Genomic DNA, 17,865 nt, shown 5'->3' with positions numbered 1-17,865 from the left:
GGCCGCGCTGCCGTAACCCGGTCAGGTCTATCCTGGATCGCTCCCCGCACGCCGCCATGTCAGCCTCGATCACCGACCGTTACGCCGCCCTGGTCGAGGCGGGCGCCATCGAGCGCGATCCGGCGCAGGTGGCGGCGGTGAAGAAACTCGAGGCGCTGACGGAGACGCTTGCCGCCCGCCGCCTCGCCCGCAAGGGCAGCGCGCTGGGGTGGCTCTTCGGCAAGAAGCCGGATACCGCGCAGGCGCCGAAGGGGCTCTATATCTGGGGCTCGGTCGGCCGCGGCAAGACCATGCTGATGGACATGTTCTTCGAGGCCGCGCCGGTGAAGCGCAAGCGCCGCGTGCATTTCCACGAATTCCTCGCCGACGTTCACGTTCGCATCAACGCCTATCGCCAGAAGATCAAGAGCGGCGAGGTCAAGGATTCCGACCCGATCGCTCCGGTTGCGGCGGATCTCGCGGACGAAGCCTATCTGCTCTGCTTCGACGAGTTCACGGTCACCGACATCGCCGATGCGATGATCCTCGGGCGGCTGTTCACGGCGCTGTTCGCAGCCGGGATCGTCGTGGTCGCGACATCGAATGTCGAGCCGTCGCGGCTCTATGAGGGCGGCCTCAACCGGGCGCTCTTCCTACCGTTCATCGCGCTGCTGCAGACCAAGGTCGAGGTGCTCAAGCTCGACTCCCGCACGGATTTCCGGCTGGAGAAGCTCGGCGGCGCGCCGGTCTACCATGTGCCCGCCGATGCGAAGGCCAGGGCCGCCCTCGATGCGGCCTTCAAGGCGCTCTCGGGCGTGGCGCAAGGGCACCGGACAGCGCTGCCCGTGCAAGGCCACGAGCTTGTCCTGCCGCAGGCGGCGGGTGGCGTAGCCCGGGCGGGTTTCGGCGATCTGTGCAGCCAGGCCTATGGCGCCTCCGACTACATCGCGCTGGCGCAGCGCTTCCACACGCTGGTACTCGACGATATTCCGATCCTCAATTTCGATCGGCGCAACGAGGCCAAGCGCTTCATCATCCTGATCGACACGCTCTATGAGCACCATGTGAAGCTCGTCGCTTCGGCAGCGGCCGAGCCGCATGAACTCTACCATGCGAGGCAGGGGCGCGAGGCCTTCGAGTTCGACCGCACGGTCTCACGGCTGATCGAGATGCGCTCGGAGGATTATCTGGCCCTCCCGCATGGCAGGCCGGACTCGGCGGCGAGCGGCGACACCACCGGGCTTGTAGAGACCTGAACATGCCCCAGCGCGAGCCGAGCGAGACCCGCATCCTTTCGGTCGCCAGCGAGCATCTGCGCAAGTTCGGGCTGAAGCGCTTCACCGTCGTCGCCGTGGCGGAAGAGGCGGGCATGACCCATGCCAATGTCTACCGCTACTTTCCCTCCCGCGTGGCGCTGATCGATGCTGTCGTCGATGTCTGGCTGAAGGCGACCGAGCGCAGGCTCGCCGACGTCGCCGACGGCCCCGACCCGGCCGACGACAAGCTCGAACGCCTGATCCTGGCGCTGGCCAAGGCCAATCGCGACCTGTTGCAGGAGGACCCGCATCTCTTCGCGGCGTTGTCGCTTGCGGTCGCCAAGCGTCATGCCATCAGCCGGCGCAACCGCACGCGGGTGAGGGCCCTGTTCGAGCGCGTCGTCGACGAAGGGGTCGCGACGGGCGTCTTCGAGCCGCGGGACCGCGAGCGCGCCGTCGCCTTCGTCATCGATGCGACGAACCGCTTCATTCATCCCGCCTCGCTGGCGCTGGAAGCCGACGTGCCGCAGGCCTCGGTGGATACGCGGCTGTCCACCCTGATCCGGGTGATCCTGCGGGTGCTCGGCAGCGGGATCGTGTGAATAATCTGGTTACGAATTACAATATATGTATGTTGTAACTTGTGGCCTTTGTCCCAAATGGAACCGAGCGCGCGAAGCCTTCTCCGATAAGTCGTTGAAAAATCGAGCTTGGCGCTGCGCTACCGTCCGGTCTGCCTGCAATGCCCGAGAAAAGCCGCTTTTTGGGCAAGGGTTGCGGCAAAAGCCCGGTTTGGGCCAAAGGAACGCACGCTTCGGCCGGCCCGCCGGCCAGTCGCAGAGCCAAGGCATTGTGAATGTCGAAGCCGGCAGCGGCCGGTCTCGATGGTAGCGCCAGAAACAAAAGGACTAGGCAATGGCCCGTAAGAAGATCGCCCTCATCGGCTCCGGCCAGATCGGCGGCACGCTCGCCCACCTCGCCGGCCTCAAGGAACTGGGGGACGTCGTCCTGTTCGACATCGCCGAGGGCATCCCGCAGGGCAAGGGCCTCGATATCGCCGAGTCCGCTCCGGTCGACGGCTTCGACGCCGGCTACAAGGGCACGAACTCCTATGAGGACATCAAGGGCGCCGACGTCGTGATCGTCACCGCCGGCGTGCCGCGCAAGCCCGGCATGAGCCGCGACGACCTGATCGGCATCAACCTCAAGGTGATGAAGTCGGTCGGCGAGGGCATCAAGCAGTACGCGCCGAAGGCCTTCGTGATCTGCATCACCAACCCGCTCGACGCCATGGTCTGGGCGCTCCAGAAGTTCTCCGGCATCAAGCCGAACATGATCTGCGGCATGGCCGGCGTGCTCGACTCCGCCCGCTTCCGCCACTTCCTCGCCGAGGAGTTCCAGGTCTCGGTCAAGGACGTCTCGGCCTTCGTGCTCGGCGGCCATGGCGACGACATGGTGCCGCTGGTCCGCTACTCCGGCGTCGCCGGCATCCCGCTGCCGGACCTCGTCAAGATGAAGTGGACGACGCAGGAGAAGCTGGACGCCATCGTCGAGCGCACCCGCAAGGGCGGCGGCGAGATCGTCAACCTGCTCAAGACCGGCTCGGCCTTCTATGCGCCGGCGGCTTCCGCCATCGCGATGGCGGAGAGCTACCTCAAGGACCAGAAGCGCGTCCTGCCGGCCGCGGCCTATCTCAAGGGCCAGTACGGCGTGAAGGACATGTTCGTCGGCGTGCCGGTGGTCATCGGCGCCAAGGGTGTCGAACGGGTCGTGAAGATCCGCCTCAATGGCGCCGAGAAGGAGATGCTGGCGAAGTCGGTCGCCTCGGTGCAGGGCCTGGTCGACGCCTGCAAGGGCGTCGACGCGTCGCTGGCCGGCTAAGGCGAGCGATGCGCCGGGCGCAGGCACATAGGCAGCAGACTATCGGGGGACGGCTGCGGCCGTCACCCGAGGTGCAGCACCTTCTTGACCATGTGGGTGAAGGAGCCGCGGCTCTTCTTGCGCTCGACGTCGGCCTGGCTCCGGAGCCAGGTCATCTGGACGACGCGCCGCTCGCCGACGAAGGATGTGTGCCCGTGCCAGGAGTTGTCCGCGCGACGGAACGCGAAGAGCGAGCCGGTGACCGGGCTGATCTCCTCCTTCATGTTCTCGAAGTCGGTGCCGTTGTAGAGCACCCGCAGGCGTCCGGCGGGCGAGTCCTGCCAGGCGTCGTTGAGGTAGACCAGCAGGGTCGCGATCTTCGATTCGCTGTCGGTGTGGATGCGTCCATCCTTCGCGGCGGAGACCTTGCGGATCGTGATCATCTTCGGCTTGTCGACGAGGTCGATGTCGAGCTTCTCGGAGACGATCTCGGACATCTCCCGGCCCTTCATCTCTTCGAGGAGTTTCGCGAAGGCGCCATGCCGGTCGAGATCTTCCTCGGGATGGTAGCCCGATTCACGGATGTCGGGGAAATCGCTGCGCAAGCTGTCGACAGCGCCCGGCAAGATGACGTTGCCGGCGACCAAGTAGTTGTAGGGTTCTCGCTCGGTGCGCGCGGAGCGAACGGAATCGATGTTGATGCAGGAATACGACATCGGCATAGGTTGATCCTCCAGTCAGATCTTCAGTCTGATTGCTCCGTCCTATCATCGAAATCCTCGGCCACGCAATCGGCCGCGAGGGGCGCTCGCGCCGGGGTTTCGCCGTCTTCGATCCGATGGGGTACGGTGCCCGGTTCCGGCCCTTCATTTTCCAAAGCCCAGTCAGGAGCTACCGGATGAATATCCACGAATACCAGGGCAAAGCCATCCTCAAGGAGTTCGGCGCGCCCGTTTCGGCCGGCTTCCCGGCACTAACGGTGGCGGAGGCGGTCGAGGCCGCCAAGAAGCTTCCGGGGCCGCTTTACGTGGTGAAGTCGCAGATCCACGCCGGCGGCCGCGGCAAGGGAAAGTTCAAGGAACTGCCCGCCGAAGCCAAGGGCGGCGTGCGCCTGGCCAAGTCGGTCGAAGAGGTCGAGTCCCACGCCAAGGAAATGCTCGGCAACACGCTGGTGACCGCGCAGACCGGCGAGACCGGCAAGCAGGTCAACCGCCTCTATATCGAGGACGGCTCGGACATCGAGAAGGAGTTCTACCTCTCGGCGCTGGTCGACCGCGAGACCTCGCGCGTTGCCTTCGTCATCTCGACCGAAGGCGGCATGGACATCGAGGCTGTGGCTCATGACACGCCCGAGAAGATCGAGACCTTCTCGGTCGATCCCGCGACCGGGATCATGCCGCATCACGGCCGCTCCATGGCCCGCATCCTCGGCCTCTCCGGCGACCTCGCCAAGCAGGCCGGCACCGTTCTCAGCCAGATCTATGCGGCGTTCATCGCCAAGGACATGGACATGCTGGAGATCAACCCGCTGATCGTGACGACGCAGGGTCAGATCAAGTGCCTCGACGCCAAGATCTCGTTCGACTCCAACTCGCTCTACCGCCATCCCGAGATCGTTGCCCTGCGCGACATCACGGAAGAGGATGAGAAGGAGATCGAGGCCTCGAAGTACGACCTCGCCTATATCGCGCTCGACGGCACGATCGGCTGCATGGTCAACGGCGCCGGCCTCGCCATGGCGACGCTCGACATCATCCAGCTCTATGGGGAAAGCCCGGCGAACTTCCTGGACGTCGGCGGCGGCGCCTCGGAAGAGAAGGTGACGGCGGCGTTCAAGATCATCACTGCCGATCCGAAGGTGAAGGGCATCCTGGTCAACATCTTCGGTGGCATCATGAAGTGCGACGTCATCGCGCGCGGCGTCATCGCCGCGGTGAAGGCGGTCGGCCTTCAGGTTCCGCTGGTCGTGCGCCTCGAAGGCACGAATGTCGAGGAAGGCAAGACGATCATCCGCGACTCCGGCCTCAACGTCATTCCCGCCGATGACCTCGACGACGCCGCGCAGAAGATCGTCGCCGCGGTCAAGAAGGCCTGAGGAGCAGACATGTCCATCCTGATCGACAAGAACACCAAGGTCATCACCCAGGGCTTCACCGGCAAGAACGGGACCTTCCACTCCGAGCAGGCGATCGCCTACGGCACGCAGATGGTCGGCGGCACCTCGCCGGGTAAGGGCGGCTCGGTCCATCTCGGCCTGCCCGTCTTCGACACGGTCGCCGAGGCCCGCGACAAGACCGGCGCCACCGCCTCCGTCGTCTACGTTCCGCCCCCGGGCGCCGCGGACGCGATCTGCGAGGCGATCGACGCCGAGATCCCGCTGATCATCTGCATCACCGAGGGCATCCCGGTGCTCGACATGGTCAAGGTCAAGCGCTCGCTCTCGGGCTCGAAGTCGCGGCTGATCGGGCCGAACTGCCCGGGCGTCGTCACGGCGGGCGAGTCGAAGATCGGCATCATGCCGGCCAACATCTTCAAGCCCGGCTCGGTGGGCATCGTCTCGCGGTCGGGCACGCTGACCTATGAGGCGGTGTTCCAGACCACCCGCGAGGGCCTCGGTCAGACGACCGCGGTCGGCATCGGCGGCGACCCGGTCAAGGGCACCGAGTTCATCGACATGCTCGAGATGTTCCTGGCCGACGACAAGACCGAGTCGATCGTCATGATCGGCGAGATCGGTGGCTCGGCCGAAGAGGACGCGGCCCAGTTCATCAAGGACGAGGCGAAGCGCGGCCGCAAGAAGCCGATGGTCGGCTTCATCGCCGGCCGCACGGCTCCTCCCGGCCGCCGCATGGGCCATGCCGGCGCGATCATCTCGGGCGGCAAGGGCGGCGCCGAGGACAAGATCGCGGCGATGGAAGCGGCCGGCATCCGGGTCTCGCCCTCGCCGGCGCGCCTTGGAAAGACCTTGGTCGAGGTGTTGAAGGGCTGAACCCCTGAAGCCTCGCCGGCGCACGTCATGGTCGGGCTTGCCCCGACCATCTCGTCCCGGAGGAGGCGACGGCAAAACGGCATGAGATGGTCGGCTCAAGGCCGACCATGACGGCAAATTAATGGATGTCCGGGCAAGGGTTCGGACATGTCGCAAGCGGTGAAGGAAGGCAGGAGCATCATGGCTCGCCAGGATATCAACGAGGCTCTCGCACAGACCGGGTTCCTCTACGGCGGCAACGCAGCCTATATCGAGGACCTCTACGCCCGCTACGAGGCCGACCCCAAGTCGGTCGACGAGCAGTGGCAGAGCTTCTTCGGCGCGCTGCAGGACGACAAGCAGTCGGTGCTGGAGAACGCCAAGGGCGCCTCCTGGAAGAAGCCGAACTGGCCGGTCGTCGCCAATGGCGAGCTGATCTCCGCGCTCGACGGCAACTGGGCCGTGGTCGAGAAGGTCGTCTCCGACAAGCTCGGCGCCAAGGCAAAGGCCGCCGGAACGGTGCTCTCGCCGGCCGATGTCCAGCAGGCGACCCGCGATTCCGTGCGCGCGATCATGCTGATCCGCGCCTATCGCATGCGCGGCCATCTCCATGCCAAGCTCGACCCGCTTGGCATCGAGAGCCGCAACGATCGCGAAGAGCTGTCGCCGACCGCCTTCGGCTTCGGCGAGGCCGATCTCGACCGCAAGATCTTCATCGACAACGTGCTCGGCATGGAGTTCGCCACCGTCCGCGAGATGGTCGCGGTGCTGCAGCGGACCTATTGCGGCACGGTCGGCATCGAGTTCATGCACATCTCCGACCCCGAGCAGAAGGCCTGGCTGCAGGAGCGGATCGAGGGGCCGGACAAGGAGATCGCCTTCACCAAGGAAGGCAAGAAGGCGATCGTCAACAAGCTGGTCGAGACCGAGGGTTTCGAGAAGTTCCTCGACCTCAAATTCACCGGCACCAAACGCTTCGGTCTCGACGGCGGCGAGGCGCTCGTTCCGGCGCTGGAACAGATCATCAAGCGCGGCGGCGCGCTCGGCGTGCGCGACATCGTCTTCGGCATGGCCCATCGCGGCCGCCTCAACGTGCTGACCCAGGTGCTCGGCAAGCCGCACCGCGCGCTCTTCCACGAGTTCAAGGGCGGTTCCTTCGCGCCTGATGACGTCGAGGGCTCGGGCGACGTGAAGTACCATCTCGGTGCCTCCAGCGACCGCGAGTTCGACGGCAACAACGTCCATGTCTCGCTGACCGCCAACCCTTCGCATCTCGAGATCGTCGACCCCGTCGTGCTCGGCAAGGTGCGCGCCAAGCAGGATCAATTCGGCGACATCGTCGAGCGTTCGAAGGTGCTGCCGCTGCTGATCCATGGCGACGCGGCCTTCGCCGGCCAGGGCGTCGTGGCGGAGTGCCTGGGTCTGTCGGGCCTGAAGGGCCATCGCACCGGCGGCTCGCTGCACTTCATCATCAACAACCAGATCGGCTTCACCACCTATCCGCGCTATTCGCGCTCCTCGCCCTATCCGTCGGATGTGGCGAAGATGGTCGAGGCGCCGGTCTTCCATGTGAACGGCGACGACCCGGAAGCGGTGGTCTTCGCCGCCAAGGTCGCGATCGAATTCCGGCAGAAATTCCACAAGCCGGTCGTGATCGACATGTTCTGCTATCGCCGCTTCGGCCATAACGAGGGCGACGAGCCGGGCTTCACCCAGCCGCTGATGTACCGCAAGATCCGCGGTCACAAGACCACGCTGGAACTCTACGCTGCCAAGCTCGAGGCCGAGGGCGTCATCAACGCCGGCGAGCTCGACGAGATGCGCGCGGCCTGGAAGGCCAAGCTCGAGGTCGAGTTCGACGCCGGGCAAGCCTTCAAGCCGAACAAGGCCGACTGGCTCGACGGCCGCTGGGCCGGCATGAAGGCGATCCGCGCCGATGAGGACGATCCGCGCCGCGGCGCCACCGGCGTGCCGGCGGCGGTGCTCAAGGAGATCACCGAGAAGATCACGGCGGTTCCGGCCGGCTTCAACGTGCATCGCACGATCCAGCGCTTCCTCGACAACCGCAAGAAGGCGGTCGAGGCGGGCGAGGGCATCGACTGGGCGACCGCCGAGGCGCTGGCCTTCGGTTCGCTGCTGCTCGACGGCAACCCGGTCCGTCTCTCCGGCCAGGATTGCGAGCGCGGCACCTTCTCGCAGCGCCACTCCGTCCTGATCGACCAGGAAACCGAGGCGCGCCACACCTCGCTGAACCATATCCGCGAGGAGCAGGCCCGCTACGAGGTCATCAACTCGATGCTCTCGGAAGAGGCGGTGCTCGGCTTCGAATACGGCTACACCCTGTCGGAGCCGAACGCGCTGACGATGTGGGAGGCGCAGTTCGGCGACTTCGCCAATGGTGCGCAGGTGGTGTTCGACCAGTTCATCTCCTCGGGCGAGCGCAAGTGGCTGCGCATGTCCGGCCTCGTCTGCCTGCTGCCGCATGGCTATGAGGGCCAGGGGCCGGAGCATTCCTCCGCCCGCCTCGAGCGCTTCCTGCAGATGTGCGCCGAGGACAACATGCAGGTCGCGAACTGCTCGACGCCGGCGAGCTACTTCCACATCCTGCGCCGTCAGCTGAAGCGCGACTTCCGCAAGCCGCTGATCCTGATGACGCCGAAGTCGCTGCTGCGCCACAAGCGCTGCGTCTCCGACCTCGGTGAACTGGCCGAAGGCTCGACCTTCCACCGCGTGCTGCATGATGACGCCGAGCGCGGCAAGTCGACCACCAAGCTGGTCAAGGACTCGAAGATCCGCCGCGTCGTGCTCTGCACCGGCAAGGTCTATTACGATCTGCTGGAGGAGCGCGAGAAGCGGGGTGTCGACGACGTCTATCTGATGCGCGTCGAGCAGCTTTATCCGTTCCCGCTGAAGACGCTGGCGCAGGAGCTCGCCCGCTTCAAGGCCGCCGACGTGGTCTGGTGCCAGGAGGAGCCGAAGAACATGGGCTCCTGGACCTTCGTCGAGCCCTATCTCGAATGGGTCCTCGGCCATGCCGGCTCCAAGTCGAAGCGGCCGCGCTATGTCGGCCGCCCGGCCTCGGCCGCGACCGCGACCGGCCTGATGTCGAAGCACACCGCGCAGCTCAACGCTTTCCTCGACGAGGCCTTCGCGGCCTGATCACCCCCCGGCGGCACCGCTTCGGTGTTGCCGGGTTCGATGCCGCATCGGCGCCTGAAGGCCGCTCCCGGGCTTCAGCCGATGCCGAACCGACCGCCAGAGAACGAGACAACAGAGGCCTGACATGGCGACCGAAATCCGCGTACCCACCCTCGGCGAATCCGTTTCCGAGGCCACGATCGGCAAGTGGTTCAAGAAGCCGGGCGAGGCGGTAAAGGCCGACGAGCCTCTCGTCGAGCTGGAGACCGACAAGGTCACGCTGGAGGTCAATGCCCCGGCCGCCGGCGTGCTCGGCGAGATCGTTGCCAAGGAAGGCGAGACGGTCGGCGTCAACGCGCTGCTCGGCTCGATCGCCGATGGCGGCGCTGCTGCCGCTGCGGCGCCCGCTCCGAAGGCGGAGGCCAAGCCCGCCGCTGCCGCTCCGGCCGCCGAGGCGCCGAAGGCGGCTGCGACCAAGGCTGCGGATTCCGGCCCGGCCGTGGCGCGTCTCGCCGCCGAGAGCGGCATCAACGCCTCGTCGGTCCTGGCTTCGGGCAAGGATGGCCGCGTCACCAAGGGCGACATGCTCGCCGCGATCGCGACCGGCGTCGGCGCTGCGCCTGCGGCGGCTCCCGCCCCGGTTCAGGTCCGCGCTCCGTCGGCGCCGGACGACGCCTCGCGCGAAGAGCGCGTCAAGATGACGAAGCTGCGCCAGACCATCGCGCGCCGCCTCAAGGAAGCCCAGGCCAACGCCGCGATGCTGACGACCTTCAACGAGGTCGACATGACCAACGTCATGGCGCTGCGCAACCAGTACAAGGACGTGTTCGAGAAGAAGCACGGCGTGAAGCTCGGCTTCATGGGCTTCTTCGTGAAGGCCTGCGTCCAGGCGCTGAAGGAGATCCCGGCTGTGAATGCCGAGATCGACGGCACCGACATCATCTACAAGAACTACTACCATATCGGCGTCGCGGTCGGCACCGAGAAGGGCCTGGTGGTTCCGGTGGTGCGCGATGCGGACATGCTTTCGATCGCCGGTGTCGAGAAGAAGATCGGCGAGTTCGGCAAGAAGGCCCGCGATGGCCAGCTCAAGATCGAGGAGATGCAGGGCGGCACCTTCACGATCTCGAACGGCGGCGTCTATGGCTCGCTGATGTCCACTCCGATCCTGAACGCGCCGCAATCGGCGATCCTGGGCATGCACAAGATCCAGGAGCGTCCGGTCGTGGTCGGCGGCAAGATCGAGATCCGCCCGATGATGTATCTGGCTGTGAGCTACGACCACCGCATCATCGACGGCAAGGAAGCGGTGACCTTCCTCGTCCGCGTCAAGGAAGGCCTCGAAGACCCGGCGCGCCTCGTGCTGGATCTCTGAGACCGGCCGCATGATGATCCCGGCAAAGCTCGTCGCTGGCGGCCTTGCCTTGGCCGGGATTGTCAATCTGCTACCTGTCATGGGCGCAGCCGGTGTCGACTGGCTGCGTTCTCTCTATGGTTTCGAGATCACGTCGCCCGATCTTGAGATACTGCTGCGACATCGCGCGGTTTTGTTCGGGATTCTGGGCCTGCTGCTGCTTGCGGCGGTGCTCCGTCCCGGGCTGCGCGGTGCGGTGGGACTTGCTGCCGCGGCAAGCATGGCGAGCTTCATCGCGATCGCGCTGATGGTCGGTGGCTATGGACCCGCCATCACGAAGATCGTGTATGCTGACATCATTGGCCTCGCAGCCCTCGTACCAATGGGGCTGTCACGGTTTGCGCCGCCGCATCGATGATCGAGGTGATGCGTTGTGGTGTACGATCTGATCTGATCGTTCAGCCCGGGCAGGGGACGGCACATGGCTTTCGGACCCAATCCTCCATCGATCCAGCCACATCTTTGCGTCAGGGGCGGTGCTGACGCGATCGCCTTCTACGAGAAGGCGTTTGATGCCGAATGCACCTTCAAGGCGTTGGCCGAAGACGGCGTCAGGGTGATGCATGCCAATCTCGCCCTGTTTGGCGGCGAGATCATGCTGCATGACGAGTTCCCCGAATTCGGCGGCCATGTCACGGCGCCGACGAGCCTGAAGGGTACGGGCGTGGCCATCAGCATCAACCTGCCCGCGCCGGCTGATGTCGACGCTGCCCTCGCGAAAGCCGAGGCCGCCGGCGCCGACGTGTTCATGCCGGCGAGCGACGTGTTCTGGGGCGCCCGCTATGGCCGCCTGCGCGATCCCTTCGGCCATGTCTGGGCCTTCAACGCGCCGCTATAGCCGATACCGACCTTTGCTTTTCCGGCCGGATTGGCCTCAGCCGGACAAGCTGTCATCCTTCTCTTCCCCAGGCTGGAGGGAGCCATGACAGCACTTCCCATGACCACTGAAATCACTGTTCTCGGCTGGAGCGTGGTGCTCCTGCTCGTGCAAGTCGTTCTACAGGCGGGGACATCCGCCGATCTCGGGCCCGGCTATCTCTTCAGTCCGCGCGATGAGCGGCGTGAGCCGCAGAACATCGTCTCGCGGCGGCTCAAGCGGGCGCTAGACAATCTGCTTGAAACCTATCCGGCCTTCGTCGCGCTGGCGCTGGCGCTCACGATCACCGGCAAGGCGGGCGGCAGCGCTGCGACGGGCGCCTGGATCTATCTCGCCGCGCGGGTGGTCTATGTCGCACTCTATGCTGCCGGCGTCCCGGTGCTGCGCACCCTCGTCTGGGTCGCCTCGTTCGTCGGTCTCGTCATGATGCTGTCGCGCCTGCTGGGCTGAACGGACGGCGCGCGGCGTCGATGGCGGCCGCGCCCCGCGACGCTATTTCACGACCATCGCCGAGAAGGGATGGACATAGGCCTGCAGCATCACGAAGCCGCCGACCAGGCTCGCCAGCGCGATGGAATGCCAGAAGACGAAGCGCAGGATCACACCCTCATGGCCGAACCAGCCGGTCGCCGTGGAGGCGACGACGATCGATTGGGCGTCGATCATCTTGCCCATCACGCCGCCGGAGGAGTTCGCGGCGCCCATCAGGATCGGCGAGAGGCCGAGCTGCTCCGAGGTGACCCTCTGGAGATTGCCGAAGAGCACGTTCGAGGCGGTGTCGGAGCCCGTCAGCGCGACGCCCAGCCAGCCGAGCAGTGTGCCGAAGAAGGGATACAACACCCCCGTTCCGGCGAAGGCGAGGCCGAGCGTGGCGTCTATGCCGGAGAGCCGTGTCAGCGTGCCGATCGCCAGCATGGCGGCGATGGTGATCAGCGAGTAGGCGCAGAGCCGGATCGTCTTGCCATAGACCGAGATCATCCTGCCGGGGCCGAAGCCCATGGCGAAGCCGGAGAGGATCGCCGCGATCAGCATGCCCGAGCCGGTATAGGAGAGCCAGGTGAAGGAGAAGATGGCTCCTTCTGGCGTCGGTTTGGCCGCGACGGGCGCGACCTTGTTGATCATGTTGTGCAGATCGGGAACGGCGTAGTTCCAGGTTGCCCAGGGATTGACCGCGTTCTTGAACCAGCCCGTGCCCCAGATCAGCAGGATCACGCAGACGATGATCCAGGGCATCAGCGCCATCCAGACTTGCGACGAGCTCGGCCTCGCCGCGGCGGCGGGCGGCGTCAGGCTGCCGTCGTCGGAGACGTCGTGGCCGCGCAATTTGGGTGAGGTCCAGACCTCCCTTGGCTTCCAGATCTTCAGGAAGCCGATCAGGCAGGCCATCGAGATGAGCGAGGCGCCGATATCGACGATCCAGGGATTGATGAAGTTCGAGATCAGGAATTGCGGCACGGCGAAGGAAACGCCGGTGACGAGGACTGCCGGCCAGATCTGCAGCATGCCGCGCCAGCCGGCGAAGACGCAGATTAGCCAGAACGGCACCAGCATGGAGAAGAACGGCAGCTGCCGCCCGACCATGGCGCCGAGCAGGAAGGGATCGATGCCGGTGACCTGGCTCAGGCCCTGGATCGGCGTACCCAGCGCGCCGTAGGCGACGGGCGCCGTGTTGGCGATGAGCGAGAGGCCCGACGCGGCCAGCGGCGAGAAGCCGAGCCCTATCAGGATCGCGCCGGTGACGGCGACCGGTGTGCCGAAGCCGGACGCGCCCTCGAAGAAGGCACCGAAGGCGAAAGCGATCAGCAGGAGCTGGATGCGCCGGTCGTCGGTGACGCCGCCGATCGTGGTCTGCAAGGTCTTGAAGGCGCCTGTCTCGACCGTCAGCCGATAGAGGAAGATGACGTTGAGGACGATCCAGCCGATCGGGAAGAAGCCGGTGACAGCGCCGAGCACGGTGGCGCGCAAGGACATGCCGGCCGGCATCGTGAAGATAAAGATCGCGACGAGATTGGCGACGATGAGCGCGATGACGGCGGCGATATGCGCCTTGACGGCGTTGGAGGCGATGAGACCGAGCAGAACGGCGACGGGTAGCACGGCTGCGAGCGTCGACAGGGCGCTGTTGCCGAATGGATCATAGACCTGATTCCACATGACGGCGTGCTCCTCCGGTGGGCTCATCTGCATTGCGTTTCAGCAAATGGCGTTTCTTCCTTTTGTCGTGATTGTGCGCAGTAAGCGCTCATAGGTGAGCCGCGACAAGCACCGCGACATGCTGTCGACGCATGAATGACGTGGCGCTTGCTGCGGAACCGATGTATTCCGGCCGCCATCCGCCGCGGCGTTCGCTCGCGGCCTCTCAGCGGATCAGCGGAAGGACGTCATGGCCTACGATCTCGTCGTCATTGGAACCGGCCCCGGGGGCTATGTCTGTGCCATCCGTGCCGCCCAGCTCGGCCTCAAGGTCGCGGTGGTCGAGAAGCGCAAGACGCATGGCGGCACCTGCCTGAATGTCGGCTGCATCCCCTCCAAGGCGCTGCTGCACGCCTCCGAGATGTTCGAGGAAGCCGGCCACACCTTCGAGAAGCTCGGCGTCGTCGTCGGCACGCCGAAGCTCGATCTCAAGGCAATGATGGCCCACAAGCAGGAGACTGTCGACGCCAACGTCAACGGCGTCGGTTTCCTCCTCAAGAAGAACAAGATCGACGCCTTCCACGGCACGGCCTCGATCCCGGCCGCCGGCAAGGTCGTCGTCACCGCCGAGGACGGCAAGACGCAGGAGCTGGAGACCAAGAACATCGTCATCGCGACGGGCTCGGAGTCAGCGCCGCTGCCGGGCGTCGAGATCGACGAGAAGACGGTGGTCACCTCGACCGGCGCGCTTGAGATCGCTTCCGTTCCGAAGGAGCTGGTCGTGGTCGGTGCCGGCGTGATCGGCCTCGAGATCGGCTCGGTCTGGGCCCGCCTCGGCGCCAAGGTCACGGTGGTCGAGTTCCTCGACCGCATCCTGCCGGGCATGGATGGCGAGGTCGCCAAGCAGTTCCAGCGCATCCTGGAGAAGCAGGGCTTCACCTTCCAGCTCGGCTCCAAGGTCACCAAGGTCGACGTGGCCAAGAAGGGCGGCGCGACCGTCACCGTCGAGCCCGCCGCCGGCGGCGAGGCCAGGACGCTCAACGCCGATATCGTGCTGGTCTCGATCGGCCGCCGTCCGAACACCGATGGCCTCGGCCTCGACAAGGCCGGTGTCGCGACGGACCGTGGCCGCGTCGTCATCGACGACCACTTCAAGACCAATGTCGCGGGCATCTACGCGATCGGCGACGTGGTGCGCGGGCCGATGCTGGCGCACAAGGCCGAGGACGAGGGCGTCGCGGTGGCCGAGATCATCGCCGGCAAGCACGGCCATGTGAATTACGACGCCATTCCCGGCATCGTTTACACGGCGCCGGAAGTGGCGGCGATCGGCAAGACCGAGGAAGAGCTGAAGGCGGCCGGCGTCGCCTACAAGATCGGCAAGTTCCCGTTCACGGCCAATGGCCGCGCCCGCGCCATCCGCCACACCGACGGCTTCGTGAAGGTGCTGGCTGACGCTGCGACCGACCGCGTGCTCGGCTGCCACATCATCGGGCCGCATGCCGGCGACCTGATCGCCGAGGTCACGGTGCTGATGGAGTTCGGTGGCTCGGCCGAGGATCTCGCCCGCACCTGCCATGCGCATCCGACGCTGGCGGAGGCGGTGAAGGAAGCCGCGCTCGCCGTCGACAAGCGCCCGATCCATATGTGATCGGCAATCCGGGCCGCGCCTTCGGCGCGGTTCCGAGGCTGGTATGGGATTTCGAAGGAGCTGCAGGTTTGCAGCTCCTTTTTTCGTTCGGGCGCGATCCTTAGGAGACGGCGGGCAGCCTACAACGGCCCCCGCGGAGTTTAACCCCGCCGGGCGTGGAAGGCCGTCAGCGTGTTCTTTAGCAGGCAGGCGATGGTCATCGGGCCGACTCCGCCGGGGACCGGGGTGATGGCGCCCGCGACCTTCACCGCCTCGGCGAAGTCGACGTCGCCGGTGAGCTTGCCGTCCGGCAGGCGGTTGATGCCGACATCGATGACGGTCGCGCCGGGCTTGATCCAGTCACCCTTGACCATGCGCGGCCTGCCGACGGCGGCGACGACGATGTCGGCGCGGCGCACGGCGCCCGGAAGGTCGCGCGTGCGCGAATGGGCGATGGTAACGGTGCAGTCGGCCTGGAGCAGCAATTGCGCGACGGGGCGGCCGACCAGCTCCGAGCGGCCGATCACCACCGCGTCGAGGCCGGACAGCGAGGGCAAGGCCTGCTTCAGCAGCAGCATGCAGCCGAGCGGCGTGCAGGGCACGAGGCCGTTCTTGCCGCCGGCGAGCAGGCCTGCATTGATCGGGTGGAGACCGTCGACATCCTTGGCAGGATCGATGGCGTCGATGATGCGGCCGGTGTCGATATGCTTCGGCAGGGGGAGCTGGACGAGGATGCCATCGACGCCGTCGTCGGCGTTCAGCTCGGCCAGTTTGGCGAGCAGCTCCGCTTCGGTCGTCTCAGCCGGCAGCCGGTGGGCGACCGAGTTCATGCCGACTTCGACGGCCAGCTTTTCCTTCGAGGCGACATAGACCTTGCTCGCCGGGTCTTCGCCGACGAGGACGACATGCAGCCCCGGCACGAGTCCGCTGGTGGCTTTGATCGCCGCGACCTCCCGGCCGATCTCGGCCCTGAGCGCGGCGGCGGCGGCTTTGCCGTCGATGATGCGGGCTTCGCCGGTCATGATCCGACCTCATGCTTGATGATGACGCCGCCGTCATGCGCGATCCGGCCGGCCCGGACAAGCCCGAATGCGACGGCCGCATGGCCGCAGACGCCATCGGCGGGGGAGGAGCGGCCGGCGCAACTTGCAGGCTTCCGGACGGCCCGGTATCTCCGAACCGAGAGTGGCTCGGCAGGAAGGGCAGGGACAACGTGACGACCGGTTTCGCCCGCCTGCCCGACGCGCCGGCCTTCCGCCTGAACGATTTGCGTGTCCCTGCCTGCCTGATTGAAGATTGCGACATCCCGGCGGACCGCCATGGGCTGGCGCGGGTGGATCTCGCCATCGCCGATGGCCTTATCGAGGCGATCGAGCCGGTTGGCGCGGCGCCTTCCGGTATCGCCCCGCATTGCAATCTCGACGGCGGCATCGTGCTGCCGCGATTGGTCGACTGCCATACTCATATCGACAAGGGCCATATCTGGCCGCGCAGCCCCAACCCGGACGGCACCTTTCCGGGTGCGCTCGCGACCGTTGGGGCCGATCGCGAGGCGAACTGGTCCGCCGTTGACGTGCGGACACGGATGGATTTCTCGCTGCGCACCGCCTTCGCTCATGGCACGGCCGCGCTGCGGACGCATATCGATTCGGTCGGGAGGCAGATCGGCATTTCCTGGCCTGTCTATGCCGAGATCCGGGCGGAATGGGCCGGGCGCATCGCCCTGCAGGCTTCGCCGCTGTTCGGGGCCGATGCCGCGCTCGATCCGGCGCATATAGCGGCTGTGGTCGCGGCGGTGAAGGCGCATGGCGACCGCTTGCTCGGCTGCGTCACCTACATGATCCCGGAGCTCGACCGGGCGCTCGACATCCTGTTCCAGGCCGCGATCGAGAACGGCTTCGACCTCGACTTCCATGTCGACGAGACCAACGACCCGGCGGCGCGCTCGCTGGAGCACATCGCCGATGCGGCGCTGCGCCATCGCTTCACCGGCCGCATCCTGTGCGGGCATTGCTGCTCGCTCAGCCTGCAGGCGCCTGAGGACGAGGCGCGCATCATCGCCAAGCTGCGCGAGGCCGGCATCGCCGTGGTTTCGCTGCCGATGTGCAACATGTACCTGCAGGACCGGCAACCAGGCCGCACGCCGCGCTGGCGCGGCGTAACCGCCCTGCATGAGCTGAAGGCCGCGGGCGTGCCGGTGATGATCGCCTCGGACAACACGCGCGATCCGTTCTACGCCTATGGCGATCTCGACCTCGTCGATGTCCTGCGCGAGGGCACGCGCATCCTCCAGCTCGACCATTCCGGCCCGGATTGGGCCAATGCCGTGGCCCGCACGCCGGCCGAGGCGATGGGCCTGCGGAATGCCGGCATCGTCGCCGTGGGCGCGCCGGCCGACCTCATCCTGACGCGGGCGCGCGACTGGACCGAACTCTTCTCCCGGCCGCAGGCCGACCGCAGCGTGCTGGTCGCGGGCAAGTCGATCGACCGGACCTTGCCGGACTACCGCGAACTCGACCATCTGATGGCGAGCGCCACGTGACGATCTTTCCCGCCATGACCTTTCCCGTCATGGTCGGCCTTGTGCCGGCCATCCACGTCTTCCTCCGT

Annotated in this window: 15 protein-coding genes; 12 read left to right on the top strand and 3 right to left on the bottom strand. The window is 66.1% G+C overall.

All coding sequences use genetic code 11. The annotated features are described in order from the left end of the window. The first annotated feature begins 56 nt into the window (after positions 1-56). From zapE to mdh, 3 genes are all read left to right on the top strand, one after another. A complete protein-coding gene (zapE, locus tag AC1DDA_RS17190; RefSeq protein WP_476796642.1) occupies positions 57-1,235 on the top strand; it encodes a cell division protein ZapE in 1,179 nt (392 codons plus the stop codon). Between the two features lie 2 nt (positions 1,236-1,237). Further along, positions 1,238-1,837 (top strand): TetR/AcrR family transcriptional regulator, encoded by a 600-nt coding sequence (locus tag AC1DDA_RS17185; RefSeq protein WP_441510363.1) that lies wholly within the window; start codon positions 1,238-1,240, stop codon positions 1,835-1,837. A gap of 313 nt (positions 1,838-2,150) precedes the next feature. Beyond that, on the top strand, positions 2,151-3,116 hold the full coding sequence (mdh, locus tag AC1DDA_RS17180; RefSeq protein WP_441472987.1) for a malate dehydrogenase: 966 nt from the start codon (positions 2,151-2,153) through the stop codon (positions 3,114-3,116). A 62-nt stretch (positions 3,117-3,178) separates the two neighbouring features. Here the strand turns inward: mdh and AC1DDA_RS17175 are convergent, their stop codons facing one another. Then, positions 3,179-3,817 carry a 2OG-Fe(II) oxygenase gene (locus tag AC1DDA_RS17175; protein WP_441510362.1) on the bottom strand — a complete coding sequence of 213 codons (639 nt, stop codon included), beginning with the start codon at positions 3,815-3,817 and terminating at the stop codon, positions 3,179-3,181. A 176-nt stretch (positions 3,818-3,993) separates the two neighbouring features. On the opposite strand from AC1DDA_RS17175, the gene sucC reads away from it, so the two are divergent. The 7 genes from sucC (at position 3,994) to AC1DDA_RS17140 (ending at position 11,942) form a co-directional block, all read left to right on the top strand. Beyond that, positions 3,994-5,190, top strand: coding sequence for an ADP-forming succinate--CoA ligase subunit beta (gene sucC, locus AC1DDA_RS17170; RefSeq protein ID WP_441510361.1), 1,197 nt, complete (start codon positions 3,994-3,996; stop codon positions 5,188-5,190). 9 nt (positions 5,191-5,199) lie between these two features. Further along, positions 5,200-6,084, top strand: a complete 885-nt coding sequence (gene sucD / locus AC1DDA_RS17165; protein ID WP_441510360.1) for a succinate--CoA ligase subunit alpha — start codon at positions 5,200-5,202, stop codon at positions 6,082-6,084. 180 nt (positions 6,085-6,264) lie between these two features. Then, positions 6,265-9,222, top strand: a complete 2,958-nt coding sequence (locus tag AC1DDA_RS17160; RefSeq protein WP_441510359.1) for a 2-oxoglutarate dehydrogenase E1 component — start codon at positions 6,265-6,267, stop codon at positions 9,220-9,222. 124 nt (positions 9,223-9,346) lie between these two features. Further along, positions 9,347-10,576 carry a 2-oxoglutarate dehydrogenase complex dihydrolipoyllysine-residue succinyltransferase gene (gene odhB / locus AC1DDA_RS17155; RefSeq protein ID WP_476796641.1) on the top strand — a complete coding sequence of 410 codons (1,230 nt, stop codon included), beginning with the start codon at positions 9,347-9,349 and terminating at the stop codon, positions 10,574-10,576. 10 nt (positions 10,577-10,586) lie between these two features. After that, on the top strand, positions 10,587-10,973 hold the full coding sequence (locus AC1DDA_RS17150; RefSeq protein WP_476796640.1) for a hypothetical protein: 387 nt from the start codon (positions 10,587-10,589) through the stop codon (positions 10,971-10,973). Positions 10,974-11,036: 63 nt separating this feature from the next. Further along, positions 11,037-11,453, top strand: a complete 417-nt coding sequence (locus tag AC1DDA_RS17145; RefSeq protein ID WP_476796639.1) for a VOC family protein — start codon at positions 11,037-11,039, stop codon at positions 11,451-11,453. A gap of 84 nt (positions 11,454-11,537) precedes the next feature. Further along, the gene (locus tag AC1DDA_RS17140; RefSeq protein WP_441510355.1) at positions 11,538-11,942 is read left to right on the top strand and encodes an MAPEG family protein; all 405 of its coding nucleotides are present in this window, start codon (positions 11,538-11,540) and stop codon (positions 11,940-11,942) included. A 42-nt stretch (positions 11,943-11,984) separates the two neighbouring features. On the opposite strand, the gene AC1DDA_RS17135 is transcribed toward AC1DDA_RS17140, so the two are convergent. Further along, positions 11,985-13,646 carry an L-lactate permease gene (locus AC1DDA_RS17135; protein ID WP_476796638.1) on the bottom strand — a complete coding sequence of 554 codons (1,662 nt, stop codon included), beginning with the start codon at positions 13,644-13,646 and terminating at the stop codon, positions 11,985-11,987. A gap of 229 nt (positions 13,647-13,875) precedes the next feature. Between AC1DDA_RS17135 and lpdA the strand changes: the two genes are divergently transcribed. Beyond that, positions 13,876-15,276 (top strand): dihydrolipoyl dehydrogenase, encoded by a 1,401-nt coding sequence (gene lpdA / locus AC1DDA_RS17130; protein WP_476780293.1) that lies wholly within the window; start codon positions 13,876-13,878, stop codon positions 15,274-15,276. Positions 15,277-15,416: 140 nt separating this feature from the next. On the opposite strand, the gene folD is transcribed toward lpdA, so the two are convergent. Next, entirely contained in the window at positions 15,417-16,277 is an 861-nt protein-coding gene (folD, locus tag AC1DDA_RS17125) for a bifunctional methylenetetrahydrofolate dehydrogenase/methenyltetrahydrofolate cyclohydrolase FolD (protein ID WP_476796637.1), read from the bottom strand. A 191-nt stretch (positions 16,278-16,468) separates the two neighbouring features. Here folD and AC1DDA_RS17120 point away from each other — a divergent pair, with 191 nt between their 5' ends. Then, entirely contained in the window at positions 16,469-17,797 is a 1,329-nt protein-coding gene (locus AC1DDA_RS17120; protein ID WP_476796816.1) for a cytosine deaminase, read from the top strand. The last annotated feature ends 68 nt before the right edge of the window (positions 17,798-17,865 follow it).

The organism is Allobosea sp. 10N428 (assembly GCF_056394545.1).
The sequence above is the reverse complement of the archived record's forward strand: the minus strand, read 5'-3'. Positions and strand labels throughout refer to the sequence as shown.